The organism is Arthrobacter sp. B6, from assembly GCF_001663775.1.
Taxonomy (GTDB): domain Bacteria; phylum Actinomycetota; class Actinomycetes; order Actinomycetales; family Micrococcaceae; genus Arthrobacter.
The window spans coordinates 1,473,231-1,491,788 of record NZ_KV467168.1 but is presented as its reverse complement, the minus strand read 5'-3'; the positions used below and the strand labels follow the sequence as shown (position 1 = coordinate 1,491,788).

At 65.8% G+C, this 18,558-nt stretch carries 18 protein-coding genes; 9 read left to right on the top strand and 9 right to left on the bottom strand.

Going from position 1 to position 18,558, the window contains the following annotated elements; translation table 11 throughout:
• Positions 1–7: 7 nt before the first annotated feature.
• On the bottom strand, positions 8–442 hold the full coding sequence (locus tag AU175_RS06425; protein ID WP_066286804.1) for a pyridoxamine 5'-phosphate oxidase family protein: 435 nt from the start codon (positions 440–442) through the stop codon (positions 8–10).
• 193 nt (positions 443–635) lie between these two features.
• Here AU175_RS06425 and AU175_RS06420 point away from each other — a divergent pair, with 193 nt between their 5' ends.
• Complete coding sequence (locus tag AU175_RS06420; protein ID WP_066286802.1) at positions 636–1,706, top strand: alkene reductase; 1,071 nt, start codon at positions 636–638, stop codon at positions 1,704–1,706.
• A gap of 248 nt (positions 1,707–1,954) precedes the next feature.
• A complete protein-coding gene (locus AU175_RS06415) occupies positions 1,955–2,389 on the top strand; it encodes a nucleoside deaminase (protein WP_066286801.1) in 435 nt (144 codons plus the stop codon).
• 47 nt (positions 2,390–2,436) lie between these two features.
• Here AU175_RS06415 and AU175_RS06410 read toward each other — a convergent pair whose 3' ends face one another.
• Positions 2,437–2,754 (bottom strand): hypothetical protein, encoded by a 318-nt coding sequence (locus AU175_RS06410; protein WP_082979202.1) that lies wholly within the window; start codon positions 2,752–2,754, stop codon positions 2,437–2,439.
• A gap of 119 nt (positions 2,755–2,873) precedes the next feature.
• On the opposite strand from AU175_RS06410, the gene AU175_RS06405 reads away from it, so the two are divergent.
• On the top strand, positions 2,874–5,300 hold the full coding sequence (locus tag AU175_RS06405; protein WP_066286795.1) for a Tex family protein: 2,427 nt from the start codon (positions 2,874–2,876) through the stop codon (positions 5,298–5,300).
• 46 nt (positions 5,301–5,346) lie between these two features.
• Here the strand turns inward: AU175_RS06405 and AU175_RS06400 are convergent, their stop codons facing one another.
• A complete protein-coding gene (locus AU175_RS06400; RefSeq protein WP_066286792.1) occupies positions 5,347–6,138 on the bottom strand; it encodes a ZIP family metal transporter in 792 nt (263 codons plus the stop codon).
• 102 nt (positions 6,139–6,240) lie between these two features.
• Here AU175_RS06400 and AU175_RS06395 point away from each other — a divergent pair, with 102 nt between their 5' ends.
• Positions 6,241–6,561 carry a hypothetical protein gene (locus AU175_RS06395; protein ID WP_066290666.1) on the top strand — a complete coding sequence of 107 codons (321 nt, stop codon included), beginning with the start codon at positions 6,241–6,243 and terminating at the stop codon, positions 6,559–6,561.
• On the opposite strand, the gene AU175_RS21235 is transcribed toward AU175_RS06395, so the two are convergent.
• The 4 genes from AU175_RS21235 to AU175_RS06375 form a co-directional block, all read right to left on the bottom strand.
• Positions 6,558–8,222 (bottom strand): HNH endonuclease signature motif containing protein, encoded by a 1,665-nt coding sequence (locus AU175_RS21235; protein ID WP_231938482.1) that lies wholly within the window; start codon positions 8,220–8,222, stop codon positions 6,558–6,560. The two genes, AU175_RS06395 and AU175_RS21235, sit on opposite strands and share 4 nt — an antisense overlap.
• 197 nt (positions 8,223–8,419) lie before the next feature.
• Complete coding sequence (locus AU175_RS06385) at positions 8,420–8,815, bottom strand: DUF1622 domain-containing protein (RefSeq protein WP_066286790.1); 396 nt, start codon at positions 8,813–8,815, stop codon at positions 8,420–8,422.
• A 125-nt stretch (positions 8,816–8,940) separates the two neighbouring features.
• Positions 8,941–9,801 carry an SDR family oxidoreductase gene (locus AU175_RS06380; protein ID WP_066286786.1) on the bottom strand — a complete coding sequence of 287 codons (861 nt, stop codon included), beginning with the start codon at positions 9,799–9,801 and terminating at the stop codon, positions 8,941–8,943.
• Between the two features lie 4 nt (positions 9,802–9,805).
• The gene (locus tag AU175_RS06375; RefSeq protein ID WP_066286784.1) at positions 9,806–10,714 is read right to left on the bottom strand and encodes an MSMEG_6728 family protein; all 909 of its coding nucleotides are present in this window, start codon (positions 10,712–10,714) and stop codon (positions 9,806–9,808) included.
• Positions 10,715–10,871: 157 nt separating this feature from the next.
• Between AU175_RS06375 and AU175_RS06370 the strand changes: the two genes are divergently transcribed.
• Positions 10,872–11,462, top strand: coding sequence for a hypothetical protein (locus tag AU175_RS06370; RefSeq protein WP_066286782.1), 591 nt, complete (start codon positions 10,872–10,874; stop codon positions 11,460–11,462).
• 166 nt (positions 11,463–11,628) lie between these two features.
• Here the strand turns inward: AU175_RS06370 and AU175_RS06365 are convergent, their stop codons facing one another.
• Together AU175_RS06365 and AU175_RS06360 are read right to left on the bottom strand one after the other, a co-directional pair.
• Positions 11,629–12,291, bottom strand: coding sequence for a transglycosylase family protein (locus AU175_RS06365; protein WP_066286780.1), 663 nt, complete (start codon positions 12,289–12,291; stop codon positions 11,629–11,631).
• A 191-nt stretch (positions 12,292–12,482) separates the two neighbouring features.
• Complete coding sequence (locus AU175_RS06360) at positions 12,483–15,146, bottom strand: excinuclease ABC subunit UvrA (protein WP_066286778.1); 2,664 nt, start codon at positions 15,144–15,146, stop codon at positions 12,483–12,485.
• A gap of 162 nt (positions 15,147–15,308) precedes the next feature.
• Here AU175_RS06360 and AU175_RS06355 point away from each other — a divergent pair, with 162 nt between their 5' ends.
• The 4 genes from AU175_RS06355 to AU175_RS06340 all read left to right on the top strand — a co-directional run bounded on the left by AU175_RS06355 (position 15,309) and on the right by AU175_RS06340 (position 18,533).
• The gene (locus tag AU175_RS06355) at positions 15,309–16,283 is read left to right on the top strand and encodes an adenosine deaminase (protein WP_066290664.1); all 975 of its coding nucleotides are present in this window, start codon (positions 15,309–15,311) and stop codon (positions 16,281–16,283) included.
• Positions 16,284–16,542: 259 nt separating this feature from the next.
• Entirely contained in the window at positions 16,543–17,499 is a 957-nt protein-coding gene (locus AU175_RS06350) for a pullulanase X25 domain-containing protein (RefSeq protein ID WP_066286776.1), read from the top strand.
• 139 nt (positions 17,500–17,638) lie between these two features.
• Positions 17,639–18,184, top strand: coding sequence for a YceI family protein (locus tag AU175_RS06345; RefSeq protein ID WP_066286773.1), 546 nt, complete (start codon positions 17,639–17,641; stop codon positions 18,182–18,184).
• 4 nt (positions 18,185–18,188) lie between these two features.
• Positions 18,189–18,533, top strand: coding sequence for an acylphosphatase (locus AU175_RS06340; RefSeq protein WP_066286771.1), 345 nt, complete (start codon positions 18,189–18,191; stop codon positions 18,531–18,533).
• Positions 18,534–18,558 lie beyond the last annotated feature (25 nt).

Genomic DNA, 18,558 nt, shown 5'->3' with positions numbered 1-18,558 from the left:
GCAGGCCCTAGATGTCGCGCTCCGGCTGCTCACCCAGCTCGAAGTGCCGGCCGCTCACGGACGTGGGCACGATCTCCACGTAGAAATCCTTGAGCGTGGGGACCCAGGTCTTCAGCCCCAGCTCCTCGATGGCGGCCAGTTCCGATGAGTTGGTCAGGACCCGGGCGGTTCCCCGCAGGACCACGGACCACGCTTCGTCGGACAGGACGCCGTCCGTCTCAAACAAGACCCTGGAGTTGATGGTGAGCTGAGCCAGCTTATTTCCGGGGGCTGTCCGGAGGTAGACCTTCCGGTCGGAGGTCAAGTAGTTGACGGGGAAGATATCGGGCTCGCCCGCTACCGAAACCACCAGGCGGCCGTGCTTTGTGGCGTCGAGGAGCTTCCAGGACTGCTCTTCGTCTAGTTCCAGGACAGGGTTGCCGTCGGCGTGATTAAACATCATGACCCCATTCTTCTACGATCTGTAGAAAATGACCAGAGCCTCCGGCGAATCCTTCCTTTGGGCGCCCGGACGGCTTTTGCTCAAGATGCTCAAGGCGCCATCGGCCAAGATGATCCCCATCACACCCGGAATAGTTGCAGACGCCAGCCAGTTGGGCAGGGCAGTACCACGTCATTTTTGAAAGGAACTGCGCATGCTGTTTTCCCCGTTGACCCTCGGCGAGCTTGAACTTCCCAACCGCCTCGTGATGGCGCCGCTCACCCGCCTCCGCTCCGGCGAGGAAGGTGTGCCCGGCCCGCTCGTCGTCGAGCATTACCGCCAGCGCGCATCCCTGGGCCTCATCGTCAGCGAGGGCACGTACCCCAGCCCCGCCGGCCGTTCCTACCCGGGCCAGCCCGGACTGGTCACCGAGCAGCAGATTGCCGCCTGGAAGAAGGTCACCGACGCCGTCCACGCTGAAGGCGGCCGGATCTTTGCCCAGGTCATGCACGGCGGACGTGTGTCCCACGAGGACATCACAGCCGGCCACCGCATCGTGGGCCCGAGCGCCGTCGCCATCGAAGGTGAAGTCCGGACGCCGACGGGCAAGAAGCCGTACCCGGTCCCGCACGCCCTCACGACAGATGAACTTCCCGTGGTTATGGGGGAGATCGTCACGGCCTCCCGCAACGCGATCGAGGCAGGCTTTGACGGCGTTGAGCTGCACTCGGCCAACGGCTACCTGTTGCACGAATTCCTGGCGCCCAACTCCAACATCCGCGACGACAGCTACGGCGGATCTCCGGAAAACCGGGCGCGCTTCGTCATCGAGACGGTCAACGCCGTCGTCGCTGCGCTCGGTGCCAGCCGCGTGGGCATCCGCATCTCACCGGAGCACAACGTCCAGGGCATCGCCGAAACCGACCTGGCTGACGTCCGCGCAACCTACGAGGTGCTGCTTGACAGCATTGCGCCGCTTAACCTCGCCTACCTGAGCATCCTCCACCACGAGCCCAGCGGCGAGCTGGTCCAGGACCTCCGCGCACGCTTCGACGGGACCTTCCTCGTGAACACCGGCTTTGGCGTTGTCACCACCCGCGACGAGGCCGTGGCCCTGGTGACCGACGGCCACGCAGACGCCGTGGTGGTGGGCCGCCCGGCCATCGCCAACCCGGACCTCGCGCGCCGCTGGAAGGAGAGCCTCCCGCTGAACGAACCGGACGCGTCCACGTTCTACGGTGAGGGCGCAAAGGGTTACACCGACTACCCTGCGTACCAAGCCTAAAATGCACTGAACGACGACGGCGGCACCCGCCTGGGTGCCGCCGTCGCTGGCTGCTCGGTGTGCTGTCCCGGCAGCGCGAGCCAATAAGCCATCCGACGGCTTTCCTGGCTCTTCCTGTAGAGTGGCCCGCCTGGATCCCAGGGGGCCCGGGCGGTAGGTCCAGAATACTCCACCGAATGGAGTATCGCTAGGGTTTTTCTGAACCGTGCGACAACACGGCCCGCGCGTTGGGACGATAGGCTGGCCGCATGACTGACCCCGCTTTCGAAGCAGCGTACCGGGCCGCGCAAAAGAGCCTGGGCGAGGGTGGCATTCCGATCGGGGCTGCGCTGGCGCGCGGTGGCGCGGTCATAGCTGCCGGCCACAACCAGCGTGTCCAGCACGGTGACCCCATTGCGCACGGCGAGATGTCCGCCCTCAGGTCCGCCGGACGGCAGCACAGCTACAGAAACACCGTCCTGTATACAACGCTGGCGCCCTGCGCCATGTGCACCGGGACCATCATCCAGTTCAAGATCCCCAAGGTAGTGGTTGGTGAGGCGCGGACCTTCCCGGGCGAGTTCGATCTCCTCAGGTCCCGTGGCGTGGAGGTGGTTGTCCTGGATGACCAGCGTTGCGTCGACATGATGCAGAGTTTCCAGCGCGATAACGCGGAGCTGTGGGCTGAAGACATCGCCGAGTAGAGGCTATGGAGCACAGCAAAGGGATCGCCGCACAGTGAGAGTGATAGCTAGAGGAGTGCTTCGCGGCCGGTTCCCTCGCGCATCACCAACTTGCCGTCCTCGATGGAAACCAGCACGCTTTTGGGCTTTCCGCTCACCTTGAGGATCGCTTTCAGCCCCTTGTTGGTGACTTCCACGCCCACCTGCGCCCCTTTCGCAGGCAACTCCACTGATGTTTCGAAAGCTTCCCCCAGGATGGGGTTGGTGGAAACCCCGATGTCGCGGCGGACCTCCTTGCCGTTGACCATGACGGTGATGTTGGCTTCGTCGAATCCTTCCTGAAAGACGATGAGCAGTTCCCGCATGGTGGCCTCTTCCTCGAGAATGAATACCGGTGACCGCAACTCCACTACAGCACTTCGCGGCCGGTAGCGGAATACCCGGCCCCGCAGCGCGGATTGAGTCGTCGCTGGAGACCGTCAGGCCCGTAGGGCAAAATGTTCTGGTGACACAACTCCCGCACGCCCCGTCCGCTCCCGCGTCCGCCCCCACACAGGACAGCGCCATCCACGCCCAGATCGCCGCCGAGCTTGGTGTGAAGACCTGGCAGGTCAAGGCTGCTGTGGAATTGCTCGACGGCGGGTCCACAGTTCCGTTCATCGCCCGGTACCGCAAGGAAGCCACCGGGACGCTCGATGACACGCAGCTCCGAGACCTCGACGAACGCCTGCGCTACCTCCGCGAACTTGAGGACCGCCGTCGTACTGTCCTGGAGGCGATTGCCGCCCAGGGGCAGCTGACCGCCGAACTGCAGGCGGCGATCCTGGCCGCGGACACCAAGTCACGGCTGGAGGACATCTATCTTCCGTTCAAGTCCAAGCGGCGCACCAAAGCCCAGATCGCCCGGGAAGCCGGGCTGGAGCCGCTGGCCGATGCCCTGCTGAAGCGGCCGGAACTGGATCCCGAACGCGAGGCTGCCAAGTACTTGAATGCCCAGCATTCCATTGACGACGCCGCTGCGGCGCTCGCCGGAGCCCGTTCCATCCTGGTGGAACGCGTTGCCCAGGACCCTGACCTTGCCGCAACACTGCGGGACAGGCTGTGGACTCAGGGGCGGATGGTGTCGCGGGTGAAGAAGGGCAAAGAGGGCGAGGGACAGAAGTTCGCCGATTACTTTGAGTTCGCCCAGGCGCCGTCGGGGATGCCCTCGCACCGTGTGCTCGCACTGCTGCGCGGAGAAAAGGACGGCGTCCTGGAACTGGATCTTGCAGAGGCTGATCCGAGCAATGACGACGCCCTCATGGCCGCCCGTGCGCGGTATGAAGGTGCGGTGGCCAGATGCCTCGGTGTCGCCGAACGTGGCCGGCCCGCCGACGCCTGGCTGATGCAGACCGCCCAGGTGGCCTGGCGCACGCGCGTGCTCGCCCGTTTGACGGCGGACCTTCGCGGGCGGTTGTTCGCTGCCGCCGAGGACGAGGCCGTCCGGGTGTTCGCCGCCAACCTGCGCGACGTCCTGCTGGCCGCGCCCGCCGGCAACCGCGCCACCCTGGGCCTGGACCCGGGACTCCGGACCGGTGTAAAGGTTGCCGTGGTGGACGGCACGGGCAAGGTCGTCGCCACCGATACGGTGTATCCCCACGCACCTGCGCGGAAGTGGGACGAAGCCCTGGCAACCCTGGTCCGGTTGGCGCAAAAACACAACGTTGAGCTCGTGGCCATCGGCAACGGAACCGCGTCCCGCGAGACTGACAAACTGGCTGCCGAACTGATCAAGCTGCTCCCGGCCGCGGAGAAGAAACCCCAGAAACTGGTGGTCTCCGAAGCAGGGGCGTCCGTGTATTCGGCGTCAGCGCTGGCAGCGGCGGAGTTGCCCGGTATGGACGTGTCCCTGCGGGGCGCCGTCTCCATCGCGCGGCGCCTGCAGGATCCCCTTGCCGAACTGGTGAAGATCGATCCGAAGTCCATCGGCGTTGGCCAGTACCAGCACGACGTTACGGCGTCGAAGTTGGACCGAAGCCTGGACGCGGTGGTGGAGGACTGCGTGAACGCTGTGGGCGTGGATGTGAACACAGCGTCACCCGCGCTGCTGAGCCGGGTGGCCGGCGTCGGGCCTTTACTGAGCGAAAACATTGTGGCGTACCGGAACGAACACGGCCCGTTCGCCAAGCGCGCTGACTTGAAGAAGGTGCCGCGTCTCGGAGCCAAAGCGTTCGAACAGTGTGCTGGCTTCCTGCGGATCACCGGGGGAGCGGAGCCGCTGGATGCGTCCAGCGTGCACCCGGAGGCCTACTCGGTGGCCCGGAAAATCCTGGTGGCTGCCGGTTCGGCGCCGGCTTCGTCCCTGGATCCCCGGGAGTTCGTGGACGGAACCTTCGGGTTGCCCACTGTCCAGGACATCCTGGCGGAACTGGACAAGCCGGGCCGGGACCCGCGCCCCGCGTTTGCCGCGGCGACGTTCTCGGAAGGAATCGAGAAGATCTCGGATCTCAAGCCCGGCATGGTGCTCGAGGGTACGGTCACGAACGTGGCCGCTTTCGGCGCTTTTGTGGACGTCGGGGTGCATCAGGACGGGCTGGTGCACGTTTCGGCGCTGGCCAACCGCTTTGTCTCCGATCCGCGCGAAGTAGTGAAGTCCGGCCAGGTGGTGCGGGTCAAGGTTCTGGAAGCCGATCCCGAGCGGAAGCGGATTTCGCTGACATTGAGGCTCGACGACGAACCGTCACTGTCCAGTGGCGGTGGCACAGGCGGCCGTGCCGGCGGGCGAGGCGCCGGTCGTGGCGCCGGTGGGCGACCGGAAGGGGGTCGGCAGGGTGGTGGGAAGACGCCGCCGTCGGCTGGCGGCCGGACTGTCGCGCCGAAGTCGGCGCCGCAACCCGCGCCGGTGAATACGGCCATGGCGGAGGCGCTTCGCAAGGCTGGCCTCGGTAAGTAGGCGGTTTCTTGGCTCGCTGACGCCCACCTCGGCGGGGACGTGCGGTTCAGGCCAGCGACAGCACGAACGCCAGGACGAACCCGGCTGCTGTGGCGATTGCGACCGCGGGGCCGCCGTGTTCGTAGGCTTCAGGCATGAGCGTGTCCGCCAGCGAGGCGATCACCGCGCCGGCGGCGAACGCGAGGGGCAAGGAAATTGCTTCAGGGTCAGTGCCGGACAGGGGACCGGCGCCGATCACCACGGCGACCACCAGCAGGACCGCACAGGCGAGCCACAGTCCGATGACGCTCATGGATGAACGGCCCTGACTGCGCATTGAGGCTGCTCCAACCAGGGCCTCGGGCAGGTTGGAGACGAAGATCGCGGCGAGCAGAGCCAGCCCGCCCGTTCCCTCACCGAGTGAGACACCGAGGGCGACGTTTTCCGGGACACCATCCAACGTGACTGCCGCCAGGAGTGCCATGCCGGCAGCGCCGCGGGTGGAAGCGGGGGTGGCAGGCTTGTCCTCGGCGGCAGCATCTGTGTCCAGCTTGGCGCTGCCTTGGAATTCATCGGCGGGCGTGGCCTGTTTGCCGGGCTGGGCCCAGCGGTCGAGCATCGCACTGAGGACTGTGAAGACGATAGCGCCGCCCATCAGCCCAATGGCTGCGCGGATGATGCCTCCGCGCTCGTAAGCGTCCTCGAAGAGTTCAAAGGCCAGGGCGGTGATCAAGGAGCCCGCCGCGAAGGCCAGGAGGATGGCCAGGAGCCGTTTTGGCAATTCGAACCGAACACCGATGAAGGCACCCAGGATCAGTGCACTGGATGCTATGGCGCCGAACATCAGCGACATCATCATCCCGACAGTATAGGAGCCGAAGGCCAGCCGAGGAACCTGTAATTGCAGGTCAGCGCGGGCAAGAAACTTTCGGGACTGAGGACTTTCTGCAAGGCTGGAACCATGACCTACTTCCTGGAGTACAACATCCCTCCCGCACCTGATGATGCAGAGTTTGCGTTTCCTCACGACGAAATCAACACGGGTACCACGGTTCCCCTCTCGGAAACCGCTGCAGAGGTCATTCACACGGCCGAACTGCCTGCACGGACAGGCATCATCGGAGCCACCGTCCCAGAGGCGAAGCTCGAGGCCGAGCAGCTCATCACGCATAGCCGCGCCACTGAAGCAACGCTGTACTTCGATCCGTCGAACTCGCTGAAGGCTGGGGTCGGAACGCGTGTGGCCACCTTCAAAGAAGGGCGCGGCTGGCAGGACGCCTAGCCAGGCTTAGGTGGTTGCGCAGCCGTCATGGCGCAGGGAAAGCGCCCACTCCGCGAAAGGGTCCTTGGGGAGGCGCCAGGGACAGGCTCAAGCAGCTGGCCGACTGACTGGTCTTCCGCAACGACAGGGACGGGTCCTTGCTCCGGGAGCAGCCCAAGTATCTGGGGTGGCCACTGGGGTGGTTCCCAGTCCTGGTGTTCGCTTTGGTAGTGGCGGCCGGTTGGTGAGATCCATCCGGGCGGTTTGTCGATGCTGGCGGCGGTGGGTGTCCAGGCCGTGGTGTGTTTGAGTTTGTGGTGCTTGGGGCAGGGTTGGCCGAGGTTGCTGATGCCGGTGGTGCCGCCGTCTGCCCAGGCGAGGAGGTGGTCTGCCTCGTTGTCCAGGGACTGGTTGGAGCAGCCGGGGAACGGGCATTTCCCGTCCCGCATTCGCAGCCATTGGCGCATCGCGGCGGGGATGCGGTAGCTTTCGCGGCCGATCTTCAAGGGTGCCCCGTTGCGGGGGTCAGTGAGGACCCGGTGGAATGAGCTGGGTCCGTCGGCGACGAGCTGGCGTGCCATGGACGCGGGGATCGGCCCGTAGCCGTCGAGGGTGGCGGGTTCGTCGGTGAGGCCCATCAGGGCGAACACTGGCACGGTCACGAGGACCTGCGCCGCCGGTGTGGGCACACGTCCCGCCAGCACGTCTCCCGCTAGGACGTTGTTGCCCGCCACGCTCCCACTGGTGGAGGCTTTTCCTGCTGCGACACCGGGGCCCGGTGCACTGACCGCGGCGGAGTCGCTGGTGTCGCACTCTGAGCCTGTGCCGGCGGCTGTGTCTGTGCCGCGGTCCATTGGGCTGGCCGTGGTGAAGCCGGCGCCCAGGAGCAGGGTGGCTGCGATGTCGGCGCGGATCTGTGTCATGGTGCGGGTTTCGGCGGGGCTCTGGAGAGCCCTCGACGTGGCGGTGATGCCGTTCCAGATCCCGGCCGCCCGGTCCGCGGGGAGATAGGCGGAGAGCCAAGCCATGCCGTCCCGGTCCGGGACGTATTCCAGCCGCCGGTCCAGGACACCCTTGGCATGGCGCTTTTCGATGCTCACCGGGTGATGCCGTTCCCGCCAGGCCCGGGCCTTGTGCCGGAACCTGGACGGGATCAGCTCCCCGGCCGGGCACTCCCGCGCCCGGTCCGGCACGTCCGGGCCCAGGAAACGGGCCTCCAACTCCGCCGCGCCCGCCGGGTCAAGACCGGTTGTTTCATCGACCATGACCTTGGCGTGCTGCCACGACAGGTCCCCCTCCTGCAGGGCGGCCAAAGTCAGCGGCAGGGCCGTGGTCAGTTCATGTGACTGCGTCAGCAAGGCCGAAGCCGTGCGCTCACTCACGGTCAGAGCACACGCGACCTCGGACACAACACCCATTTCCTGGGCGGTGTGCTGGCCCGGGCTCTGCGCCGGCCCGGCCAGGGCCGCGGACTTCGCGGCGAACCCTGCCGCGAAGTACACCTTCCTGGCGGACAGCATGGCCTCCAGCCGGGCCGTCACTTCCAGACCCTCGAGGCAGGCGTCCGATTGGTCACGCAGAGGATTCGAACCGGTGGCATCAGAACCACCCTCGCAGCGGTCCGACAACACCGCAAGCGCAGCCATCGAAGCCATCATGACCTCCACCGCCGTGCTTCCCATAGCCTCATCATCCAGCGAGGCACCGACAAAAACAGCGCAGCAAATGGCCTATGTGGATAACCTCCAGCCCCTTCCCAAATCACCCGTGGCAAGGAATTTCTCGGCCGCGCACGATCAGGCCGCAAGTACGCACCCACTGGTTCGGCAGGGAAGGGCAGGCCGGGTGGGGGCTGGGCTTCTGCTGATGCCGGTGGGGGCTAAGCTTCTGCTGATGCCGGCCGCGAGGACGACGCGGACGGGTCCTTCTGCCATGGCCAGCGTCCGGTGATTTCCAGTTCCAGCGAGAAGCTCAGGAAAGTTCGGATCAGCACGATGATCGCGAGCACCCCGACGCTTTCATACGTGGGTGCCACGGCTACCGTGCGGATGATATCGGCAGCCACCAGAAGCTCCAGGCCCAGCAGGATGGACCTGCCCAAGAGCTGCCGGTACGAACGATACACCGTCAGCTTTTCTGATCCAGCGGGGAGCTTTCGAGGCTGGTAGCCGCGGAGGGCCATGGGAATTGAGACAACAGCGCCGATGACCATAACGGCCACCCCGGCGAAGTCCATGTACCTGCCCACGGCCTCAATAATGTGTTGGAAGTCCACGATGCTCCTCGGGTTACGACAGGTTCAGACGCAGGTCGATGCCAACGGCCTGGGAGTCTGCTGTTTGACCCCAGTGTATGTTCGCGCGAGACGGTAGGGCCGCAAGTGGACGTTCGCGCGAGGGGCTACGGGTGGCGCACGCCTTTACCCGCCAGGATGTCGCGGTAGCCTTCGCGGAAGGACGGGTAGGCGAAGTTGAATCCGGTGCTACGAAGCAGGGCGTTGCTGCAGCGTTTATTTCCGCCCCGGGCCTCTCCCGCGGGTCCCGTTGGCGGTTCCGGATGCGCCATCTCGGAGGCCAGGAAACGTAAAACGTCGCCGAGATCCGCCGGATCGTTGTCCACGCCGACGTATACCGGTGCAGGCATGGATTCCAAAGTGCCGAGGTGAACGATGGCCGCCGCCGCGTCGTCCCGGTGGATCCGGTTCGTGTAGCGCGGTTCATCCGGGACGACTGCTGCTCCGCTACGGACCTGGTCAATGAGCCGGGTCCGCCCTGGCCCGTAGATTCCGCCGAGCCGCAGCACCACCGGTGTGGTTCCCGTGCCGCGCAATCGCGAAAGCAGGAGTTCCTCAGCCTCGCGGAGGATGCGCCCGGAAAAACCGCCGGGAGCCGGCGTCGTGCCCTCATCAACCCAACCGCCGCCCGCGTCCCCGTAGACGGCGGTGGATGACACAAACAGCACCCGCCCCGGCGCGACGCCGTCGCGCCTCAAAGCGTCCAGGACATGCGCCAGCCCATCCACGTAGGCTGCCCGGTAGGCGGTTTCGGTGGGCGAATCGGCCGCCACGGCAATGACGACGACGGTGGTGTCCGCCGGGATAGCCGGAAGGTCCGCGGTGGACAGGTCAGCCGCGACCCCTTCAATTTCCGCGGGCAGCTTGTCCGGGGAACGGCGCCAGCCCACCACCCGGTGTCCCGCCGCCGCGAAGCGCAGCCCCGCTTCGGTGCCCAGATCGCCGCAACCGGCCAGGAGAATGGTCATGCGGTCAGGGAGCGGGGACCGGGAAGAATACCCGTGGATCCTGCAGGAGCGCCGGGTAATCGAACGCTGACCGGTCGATCACCTCGGTGACGCTGAAATTACGGCCGAAGCGGCCGTCGTCGAGCGTTATGGGCCGGCCCAGGACCTGGCCTATGGCGAATTTGGCGCCATCCTCGGACGCAACCGCCACGGTGGTCTTGCCTGGGAGGGTGGCAAACGCTTCCTCTTGGGCCTGGCGCTTCCGCGTGGGCTTCTTGACCTTCGGCTTGGGAGGAAGCTTCCGGGGCTGCTTGGAGGGCCGGCGGGATCCGTCGTCCGCATAAACCGGAGCGTAGTCATCCTGCTCGGCTCCGTCGGCGTTGCTGCGGCGGACCGGCGGCAGGGCGACTGTGTTGAGCGTCTCGGGGCTGAACTCAGGATGCGGGGAGCGCAGGATCCAAAGAATTTCACCTTCGGGATCCTCGGGCAGGAACTCATGCTTCGGCTCGGGCCAGATGTAGTCGATGTTCGGTATGGCGTCCGGGAACACTGACCTGTAGAACTTGGGTTCCTTGCGGAGAAGCTTCGAACGGTGGCTTAGGTGGAAGTCCGGGTCCCCGAGCCACGGCGGCATAGGGATTTTGGCCGCATAGTCCGGGTGGGCCGCCTGGGGTGCGAACTCGGTGATGTTGGCACGGGTATTGTCCGGGTGGCCACGTTCGGTCCATTCGTCCACCATTGCCAGGCCGTACATGGTCAGTGCCGGAACATGGCCCATCCACATGCGGACGGCGGGATGGGTCTGCCAGCCGTACTGGGGGATGACCAGTGCCCGAAGGGTTTGAAGCGCCTCGACGCGCTGCTTGCCCAGTCTGGCAGTGTCCAGTGCGGCGGCGCTCTGCCGGAAATCGGGGTACGGAAGGAAGGTTTGCATCCCTTCAGTCTGACGGCATGCGGCCCCAGAGCCAATTGCAGTGCCGGACGCCACAGAGACGAGGCAGCGAATGTTCACATAGTGGACCGATGCATACAGCAGGTGGTGCTACCCACTAAGATCGCCGAAAACACCCCAGCGTCCTGGAAGCCTTAACATGACAACCACACCTGAAATGACCCCCGGTACTGCCCAGCCTTTCGCGCCCAAGTTCGGCCAGATGCTCAGTCCGGAGGCCAAGGGCATCCTGGTCCTTGATGAATTTACGATCGACCCCGCCGCGGCCCGCAAGGACCAACACGGCTTCCGCGCCGCCCTGGCCTCCGTGGCCCTGACCCTGCGCAGGATCGCCGCCCTTCGGGTCATCATTGCGATTGTAGCCATTGGAAACCTCCCCCTGTTCCTGCTCTCCAGTGGCTGGTGGATCTACGCCGTCTCCCTTGCCCTGGTGATCGCTGTGCACGCGGCTGTGTCCTGGCTCAACAAGCACGAACCCAAAGTCCGCCAGCGCCAGACCCTTGAGCTCCACCTTCACCGCGAACGGAGCGCCAACTACCGCAAAGTCCGCGACGCCGTGAAGTACATGATCGACACGCCAAGCCGCATGAACGAGCACCTCTACCTCGAACTGCTGGCAGCCAAGCGCGTGGCACTGAACGTCGCCCACGGCACGGTGGCCCTCCTGGACACCAGCGACGACGCCGCCTGGAAGGTGCGCATCATCCGTGAAATCCCGGCCGCCGCCTAACCGCAGCGCCCAGCCACAGTTCAAGACACAACAACGACGCCGGAGCTCCCCGCTGGGGGGACGCTCCGGCGTCGTTGTTGAATGTTCTTGTTACGCACCTTGTTGGGCGGGGCCCGTGTAGGTCCCGTTGTTACGAAGGCTCCTGCCCGCCGGGTCCGTGAAGGGCCTAGGCCGGAAGCTGGAGGATCTGCCCCTCGAACACGAGATCCGGATCCGCGATGGTGTCCATGTTGGCGTCGGCGAGGCTCTGCCAGCCGCCCTCGATGCTAAGCTTTTCGGCTGCGGAGCTGAGCATGTCGCCGGCCTCAAGCGTGTAGGTTTCGCCGCTCAGCGCCACTGGCGCGGCATGCCGGGCGGAGTCCACGGCACCAGTCGGGGCCGTCACCGGAACGCTTTGGACCGGAACGCTTTGGACTGGAACGCTTTGGACTGGAACGCTTTGGACTGGAACGCTCTGGGGAGCAACCGCCGTCGCGCCGCCCCCTCCGCTCAAGCCAAGCTGGGACGCGCAGGACGGCCAGGCACCCCAGCCCTGGGAGGCCTGGACCTGTTCGGCGACGGCGATCTGCTGTTCGCGGGTGGCATCGGCCGCGGAGCCGGTTCCGCCGTAGGCCGCCCACGTGCTGGCGCTGAACTGCAGGCCGCCCGTGTAGCCATTGCCGGTGTTGGTGGACCAGTTGCCGCCGCTCTCGCATTGCGCCAGGGCGTCCCACGTTGAGGTGCTGGTGGCAGCGTTGGCGGCTGTTGCCGAGAGTGCGAGACCTGCTGCCGAGACGGCGGCCACGGTGATTCCACGGCGTGCGGCAGTACGGAAAGTGGTGTTTTTCATGTGGTGATGCTCCTGAAGGCCACCTGCGCTCGATCCGTCCCTGGAGGTCGTCGCGCCACTGCCCGCCCCTGACGAATAGAGGTCATTGTCGGTGTCTGCCGGCCGGGCAGTTCTGGTGGAGGCAGCACCGGGCATTCATGTCGCCCGCTTGGCGGGCTTGCATTTCACGCTAGGACATCACGCGGCCGTTATCAAACCGAGATGCTTTCTGGGTGTCGGCTGGTGCCCTGCTGGGGAAGTGCCGCCGCCAGGTAGGGCGCGGTGCGGCTGTGCGCGGAGCGTGCGACGTCGGCGGCGGTCCCGGAAGCGACGATCCGGCCGCCGGCGTCCCCACCCGACGGGCCCAGGTCAATGACCCAGTCGGCCGCCGCCACGACTGCCATTTCATGTTCCACCACTACGACGGTGTTGCCGCTGTCCACCAGTCCGTGAAGCTGGGCCATGAGCAGCTGGACGTCGGCGGGGTGGAGACCGGTAGTGGGTTCGTCCAGGAGGTAGAGTGTGTGGCCCCGCTGGGCACGTTGAAGCTCGGTGGCGAGCTTGATGCGCTGGGCCTCGCCGCCGGAGAGTTCCGTGGCGGGCTGGCCCAGCCGGAGATAGCCCAGGCCGACGTCCCGGAGGCTCTTCAGGCTGCGGGCCGCGGCGGGAATATCGGCCAGGAACCCGGCGGCCGCGTCCACCGTCAGGCGCAGCACCTCGGCCACGTTCTTCCCGCGGTACGTCACCTCCAGGGTTTCCGGGTTGTAGCGGGAACCGCCACACTCCGGGCATGGACCGTAGCTGCCAGGGAGGAAGAGTAGTTCCACGGCCACAAACCCTTCGCCTTGGCAGGTTTCGCAGCGTCCGCCCGCCACGTTGAAGGAGAACCTCCCGGCGCCGAATCCGCGTGCCCGGGCCTGCTCCGTGACGGCGAATTCCTTGCGCACGGCGTCGAAAAGCCCCGTGTAGGTGGCGAGGTTGGAGCGGGGCGTGCGGCCGATGGGCTTTTGGTCCACGGTGACCAGCCTGTCAATCCGCTCCGTGCCGCTGACCGGCCCCACGGACAGCCGCGTAGCCGGCCCCGCCGCGTCCGGATCTGCAGGCTGTGCTGACTTTGCCGTTTGCGTTGATTTTGCTGTTTGCTCAGCCTGGTGCGTGCTGAGGCCGGATCCGATGACCTCCCCGAGGACATGGCTCACCAGGGTCGACTTACCCGAGCCGGACACCCCGGTGACTGCCGTCAAAACGCCCAACGGGAACCGCGCATCAAGGTTTTGGAGGTTGTGGCGGCTGATGCCGGACAGCTCCAGCCAACCATCGGGCTGGCGGACGCCGCGCGCACGCGCGGCCGTGCCTGCCTGTGGCGCGTTGCCGCCGTCGGCCGAGCCGCCGCTGGCCGAGCCGCCGCTGGCCGAGCCGCCGCCGTCGAACAGGAACGGGCGCGTGACGGACCCTTCGATGGCAGCCAGGCCCGCAACGGGACCGCTGTAAAGCACCTCGCCGCCGCCTTCGCCGGCGCGTGGGCCCACGTCCACCAGCCAGTCGGCCCGACGCACGACGTCCATGTTGTGCTCCACCACGAAGACAGAGTTTCCGGAAGCCTTGAGCTGGTCCAGGACTGCCAGGAGCGGCTCGGCGTCGGCCGGATGCAGGCCGGCGGACGGTTCGTCCAGCACGTAGATCACACCGAACAGCCCGGACCGGAGCTGCGTGGCGATCCTCAGCCGCTGCATCTCGCCGGGAGAGAGGGTTGGGGTGGCGCGGCCCAGCGCCAGGTAGCCCAGGCCCAGGTCCAGAAGCACGCTGATGCGCTGCAGGAGGTCGGCCGTGATGGCAACCGCCACCTCGTTCTCCTCTCCCGAGGCCTGCCGGCGGGAAGCGGTTCCGGCTTCCTTCAGCCCGGCGGTCGGGCGGATGATCTCGGCAAGCTCCAACATTGGCGCGGCATTCAGCTCGGCAATACTCCTGCCTGCAAAGGACACGGCCAGGGCTTCTGCCCTGAGCCCGGTGCCGCCGCAGCGCGGACATGACCCGGACTCCATAAACGCCAGGACACGCTCGCGCATGGCAGCGCTCTGGGAATCCGCAAGGGTGTGCAGGACGTAGCTCTTGGCGCTCCAGAAGCGCCCCTTGTACGGTTTCGCCACACGGTCGCGTTCGGGCGTGACTTCCACGACGGGCTGTTCGTCTGTGAACAGGATCCAGTCGCGCTGATTCCTGGGCAGTTTCCGCCAGGGCACGTCCACGTCGTAGCCCAGGTGGCTGAGGATGTCGCGGAGGTTCTTGCCCTGCCAGGCACCCGGCCAGGCCGCGATGGCACCTTCCCGGATGGTCAACAGGGGGTCCGGAACCAGGGATTCCTCACTGACAGTATGAGCGACCCCCAGCCCATGGCATTCAGGACAGGCACCGGCCGCGGTATTGGGCGAAAACGCGTCGGAGTCCAGTTGCGCGGCGCCGGGCGGGTAGGTTCCGGCCCGCGAAAAGAGCATGCGGAGCGAATTGGAGAGTGTGGTCACGGTGCCCACGGTGGAGCGGCTGCTGGGTGCGCCGCGGCGTTGTTGAAGCGCGACGGCGGGTGGCAGCCCCGAGATCATCTCCACCTTGGGATTGTGGCCCTGCTGGATGAGGCGGCGTGCGTACGGGGCCACGGATTCGAAGTAGCGCCGCTGGGCCTCCGCATAGATGGTCCCGAAAGCCAGCGACGACTTCCCCGAGCCGGAAACCCCCGTGAACGCCACGATGGAGTCCCGCGGCACATCGACGTCCACGTTCCGCAGGTTGTTCTCCCGGGCGCCCCGGACCCGCACAAAGCCGTCCGAGAGGTGGTCAGGAGTGGGAAGGGAAAGAGGGTCAGCCTGTTGGGGTTTCCGCATTGATCCGACTCTAGCGGCGAATCGGCCGGCGGGCGATATCCTGACCGGATGGACAATTACCGGGACACCGCTGCCGATCCGCTCACTGAGACGGACCCCACTCAGACGGACCTTCCTGAGCCGGAACTGCAAGAGTCGGAACTGCCTGAAGCGGCTGTGAGGATGCTTCCCGTCGCCGAGCTCCACCTGCACATCGAGGGCACCCTGCAGCCGGAACTGATCTTCGAACTTGCGGAGCGCAACGGTATCTCCCTCCCGTATTCGGGCATTGACGAGCTTCGGGCACTGTATGAGTTCACCGATCTGCAGTCGTTCCTGGACCTGTACTACGCCAACATGGCGGTGCTGCAAACGGAACAGGACTTCGCCGACATGACCCGCGACTACCTCGCCCGCGCCGCCGCCGCGGGAGTCCGGCACGCGGAGATCATGATGGACCCGCAGGCGCATTTGTCCCGGGGCATCAGCCTTGAAACCTGCGTCAACGGGGTGGCATCCGCCCTGGCGACGTCCGTGAACGACTTCGGCGTCTCCACCTTCCTGATCGCCGCGTTCCTCCGCGACCTGTCCGAGGAGTCCGCGCTGGAGGTCCTGGACGGACTTCTGGCCATGAACGCACCCATTGGCGCGATCGGCCTGGACTCGGCCGAGGTGGGCAACCCGCCGTCGAAGTTTGAACGCCTGTTCGCCAAGGCCCGGGAAGCGGGCCTGCGGCTGACCGCCCACGCGGGCGAGGAGGGACCGGCGTCATACATCCTGGAGGCGCTGGACGTTCTGGGCGTGGAGCGGATCGACCATGGCATCCGGTGCATGGAGGATCCCGACCTGGTGGAGCGGCTGGTGGAAGAGCGGATTCCGCTGACGGTCTGCCCCCTGTCCAACGTCCGGCTGCGCGCCGTGGACACGCTGGCGGACCACCCGTTGCCGGCCATGCTCGCCGCCGGGCTCAATGTCTCCGTGAACTCCGATGATCCGGCGTATTTTGGCGGCTACGTGGACGACAACTTCGCGCAGCTGGAAGCCGTTTTTGGGCTTTCCGACTTTGACCGTTCGCGGCTAGCAGCCAACTCCATCCACTCGTCCTTTGCCTCGGAAGAGCGCAAAGCCGAGCTGCTGGACGAGCTGAACCGGGCGTAACCGCGCAGCGCCATTAAGGCGGCCGGTCCAGCCTGCCGCTAAACTGGTGCCGCAAAGCGTGTTTGGGCAGGGAGCGGCGGAAGCCATTTCAGCGCCCCGGGGTTAAGCAAACCGCCCTAACCTGAGACTCCCGCCTCACTTCCGGGAGTTAACCGCGTCATAGTCGGTCACGACACGCAGAGTTAACCAATTAAAGTCGTGCGATTTAACAGGCTGTTGGCATGATGCCTAATGACCGATCGCTTTACAAAGGGGAACCATGGCCAAGTCCACCGCAGAAAACACCAACCTTCGACTCAAGTCCGTGCTGGATGTCCTGACGGAAGGCACGTGGACCGGTGAAGCGCTGAACGCGGGAGGGGTGCTGGCTGAAGCCACCGTCCGCGTGCCGTTCAGCCCGCACGAGGCCGAGTTGCTCAGCGGCGGAATTCCCCGCGGCCACAAGACCCTCACCTCCGCTACTGCGAAGTTGGTTAAGGCCGGCTGGCTGGTCAAGGGCCGTTCCGGCTGGACCGTCACCGAGGACGGGATGCGCGCCACCGTGGCCTTCCCGGATGCCGAATCGTTTGCGGCAGCGCTCGACGCCGGAACTCCCGTTCCGGCTGACACCCCCGTGCCGGTGGCGCCCGTTGCCGCACCCGCCAAGGTGGCAGCGGCCAGGACCACCCGCAAGTCCGCAGTGGTCAAGAGCGCCGCAGCCGAGGAGGAAAGCGGGACGAAGGCTCCCGCCAAAAAGGCCCCCGCCAAGAAGGCGCCGGCGAAGAAGGCTGCCGAGGCCGTCGGCAAGGCCGCCAAGAAAATCGAAGAGGCCGTGGAACCGGTGGTCAAGGCTGTCCGTACGCGCAAGGCAGCCCCGAAAACGAAGTCGGAAGCCGCCGTGGCGGATTCGCTTGAAGGACCGGACGTGGAGACCTTCCCGCAGCCGGAGGCGGTTGCCGTTGCGGGCGACTTCAACACCCTCCTGGGCGCTCCGGAGAACTGGGCGCCGCAGTACGACGAGGCCCAGATGCAGTTTGATTTTGTCGCCCAGCAGTGGAAGATCAGCGCCGAACTGCCCGCCGGCTACTACACGTTCAAGATCGCGCTGAACCGCTCGTGGGAAGAGAACTACGGTGCATTCGGCACGTTTGACGGCCCCAACCACGAACTGCACCACGACGGCGGCACCGTCACCATCCGTTACGACCACCGCACGCGGGACATCGTGATCAACTGATCCCGCCCGGGGAGTTTTTGTCCAGATACGGAGATCTTAGGGTGCCTTTGGGCTCCGTATCTGGACAAAAACTGCGGTGTGACGCACTGTGGGTTTTGGTCGCTGTGACCGGTTTCCACCCACCCTAGGAGATGCGGAAATGACTCTTCCCACAGGAATCACGCCGGGCGTCTGGACGTTGGACATGTCCCACAGCGAGATCGGCTTCACGGTCCGCCACGCCGGCATCAGCAAAGTCCGCGGCCGTTTCACGGATGCCAGCGCCGAGGCCCGGATTGGCGGGTCCCTGGCTGATGCCTCGTTGCACGCCACCGTCAAGACAGCCAGCTTCGATTCCGGCGATGCCAACCGGGACGGCCATGTGAAGGGCCCGGATTTCTTCGACGTGGAGAACTTCCCTGAGATGACCTTCCGTGCCACGTCGGCAGAAGGCGATGGCGAGGACTACACCCTTACCGGCGACCTCACCATCCGCGGCATCACCAAACCCGTTGAACTCGAAGTCGAATTCACCGGCGTTGCCGTTGACCCGTTCGGAGCTACCCGCGCCGGCTTCTCCGCGGAGGCGGAGATCAGCCGCAAAGAGTTCGGCTTGACGTGGAACGCGGTCCTGGAAACGGGCGGCCTGCTGGTCAGCGACAAAGTCAGGATCAACGTCGAAGCGGCGCTGGTCAAGCAGTCCTGACGCGATGGCAGCGTCGGCAGGAAGGCACTCCGCAGGCCGGGACCAGCCAGGACCGGAATCTGCAGGAGGGGACGACGGCGATATCCGGCTCTCCGCGCGTGTCTTCGGCGTGGTGCAGGGCGTCGGTTTCCGCTTCTGGACGATGGGGAAGGCTGAGGAGCTGGGCCTGACGGGGTTGGTGAAAAACCTCGACGACGGCTCCGTGTCGGTGATCGCCGAGGGGCCGCAAAACCGCGTGCAGGATTTGCTCGACTGGCTCAAGTCGGACAACACCCCCGGCCGGGTCGAACGGGTTGAAGACACACTGTCCGCGGCCGAGGGCGGTTTCCGCGGTTTCAACGCCCGCTGACAGCGGCTTTTGAAGGTCTGCCCGG

Bases quoted from the DNA above. Each gene is read 5' to 3' on its own strand.
- AU175_RS06425 (WP_066286804.1), bottom strand. From the start codon at position 442: ATGATGTTTAATCACGCCGACGGCAACCCTGTCCTGGAACTAGACGAA.
- AU175_RS06420 (WP_066286802.1), top strand. From the start codon at position 636: ATGCTGTTTTCCCCGTTGACCCTCGGCGAGCTTGAACTTCCCAACCGC.
- AU175_RS06415 (WP_066286801.1), top strand. From the start codon at position 1,955: ATGACTGACCCCGCTTTCGAAGCAGCGTACCGGGCCGCGCAAAAGAGC.
- AU175_RS06400 (WP_066286792.1), bottom strand. From the start codon at position 6,138: ATGATGATGTCGCTGATGTTCGGCGCCATAGCATCCAGTGCACTGATC.
- AU175_RS06395 (WP_066290666.1), top strand. From the start codon at position 6,241: ATGACCTACTTCCTGGAGTACAACATCCCTCCCGCACCTGATGATGCA.
- AU175_RS21235 (WP_231938482.1), bottom strand. From the start codon at position 8,222: ATGGGAAGCACGGCGGTGGAGGTCATGATGGCTTCGATGGCTGCGCTT.
- AU175_RS06380 (WP_066286786.1), bottom strand. From the start codon at position 9,801: ATGACCATTCTCCTGGCCGGTTGCGGCGATCTGGGCACCGAAGCGGGG.
- AU175_RS06375 (WP_066286784.1), bottom strand. From the start codon at position 10,714: ATGCAAACCTTCCTTCCGTACCCCGATTTCCGGCAGAGCGCCGCCGCA.
- AU175_RS06370 (WP_066286782.1), top strand. From the start codon at position 10,872: ATGACAACCACACCTGAAATGACCCCCGGTACTGCCCAGCCTTTCGCG.
- AU175_RS06365 (WP_066286780.1), bottom strand. From the start codon at position 12,291: ATGAAAAACACCACTTTCCGTACTGCCGCACGCCGTGGAATCACCGTG.
- AU175_RS06360 (WP_066286778.1), bottom strand. From the start codon at position 15,146: ATGCGGAAACCCCAACAGGCTGACCCTCTTTCCCTTCCCACTCCTGAC.
- AU175_RS06355 (WP_066290664.1), top strand. From the start codon at position 15,309: ATGCTTCCCGTCGCCGAGCTCCACCTGCACATCGAGGGCACCCTGCAG.
- AU175_RS06350 (WP_066286776.1), top strand. From the start codon at position 16,543: ATGGCCAAGTCCACCGCAGAAAACACCAACCTTCGACTCAAGTCCGTG.
- AU175_RS06345 (WP_066286773.1), top strand. From the start codon at position 17,639: ATGACTCTTCCCACAGGAATCACGCCGGGCGTCTGGACGTTGGACATG.
- AU175_RS06340 (WP_066286771.1), top strand. From the start codon at position 18,189: ATGGCAGCGTCGGCAGGAAGGCACTCCGCAGGCCGGGACCAGCCAGGA.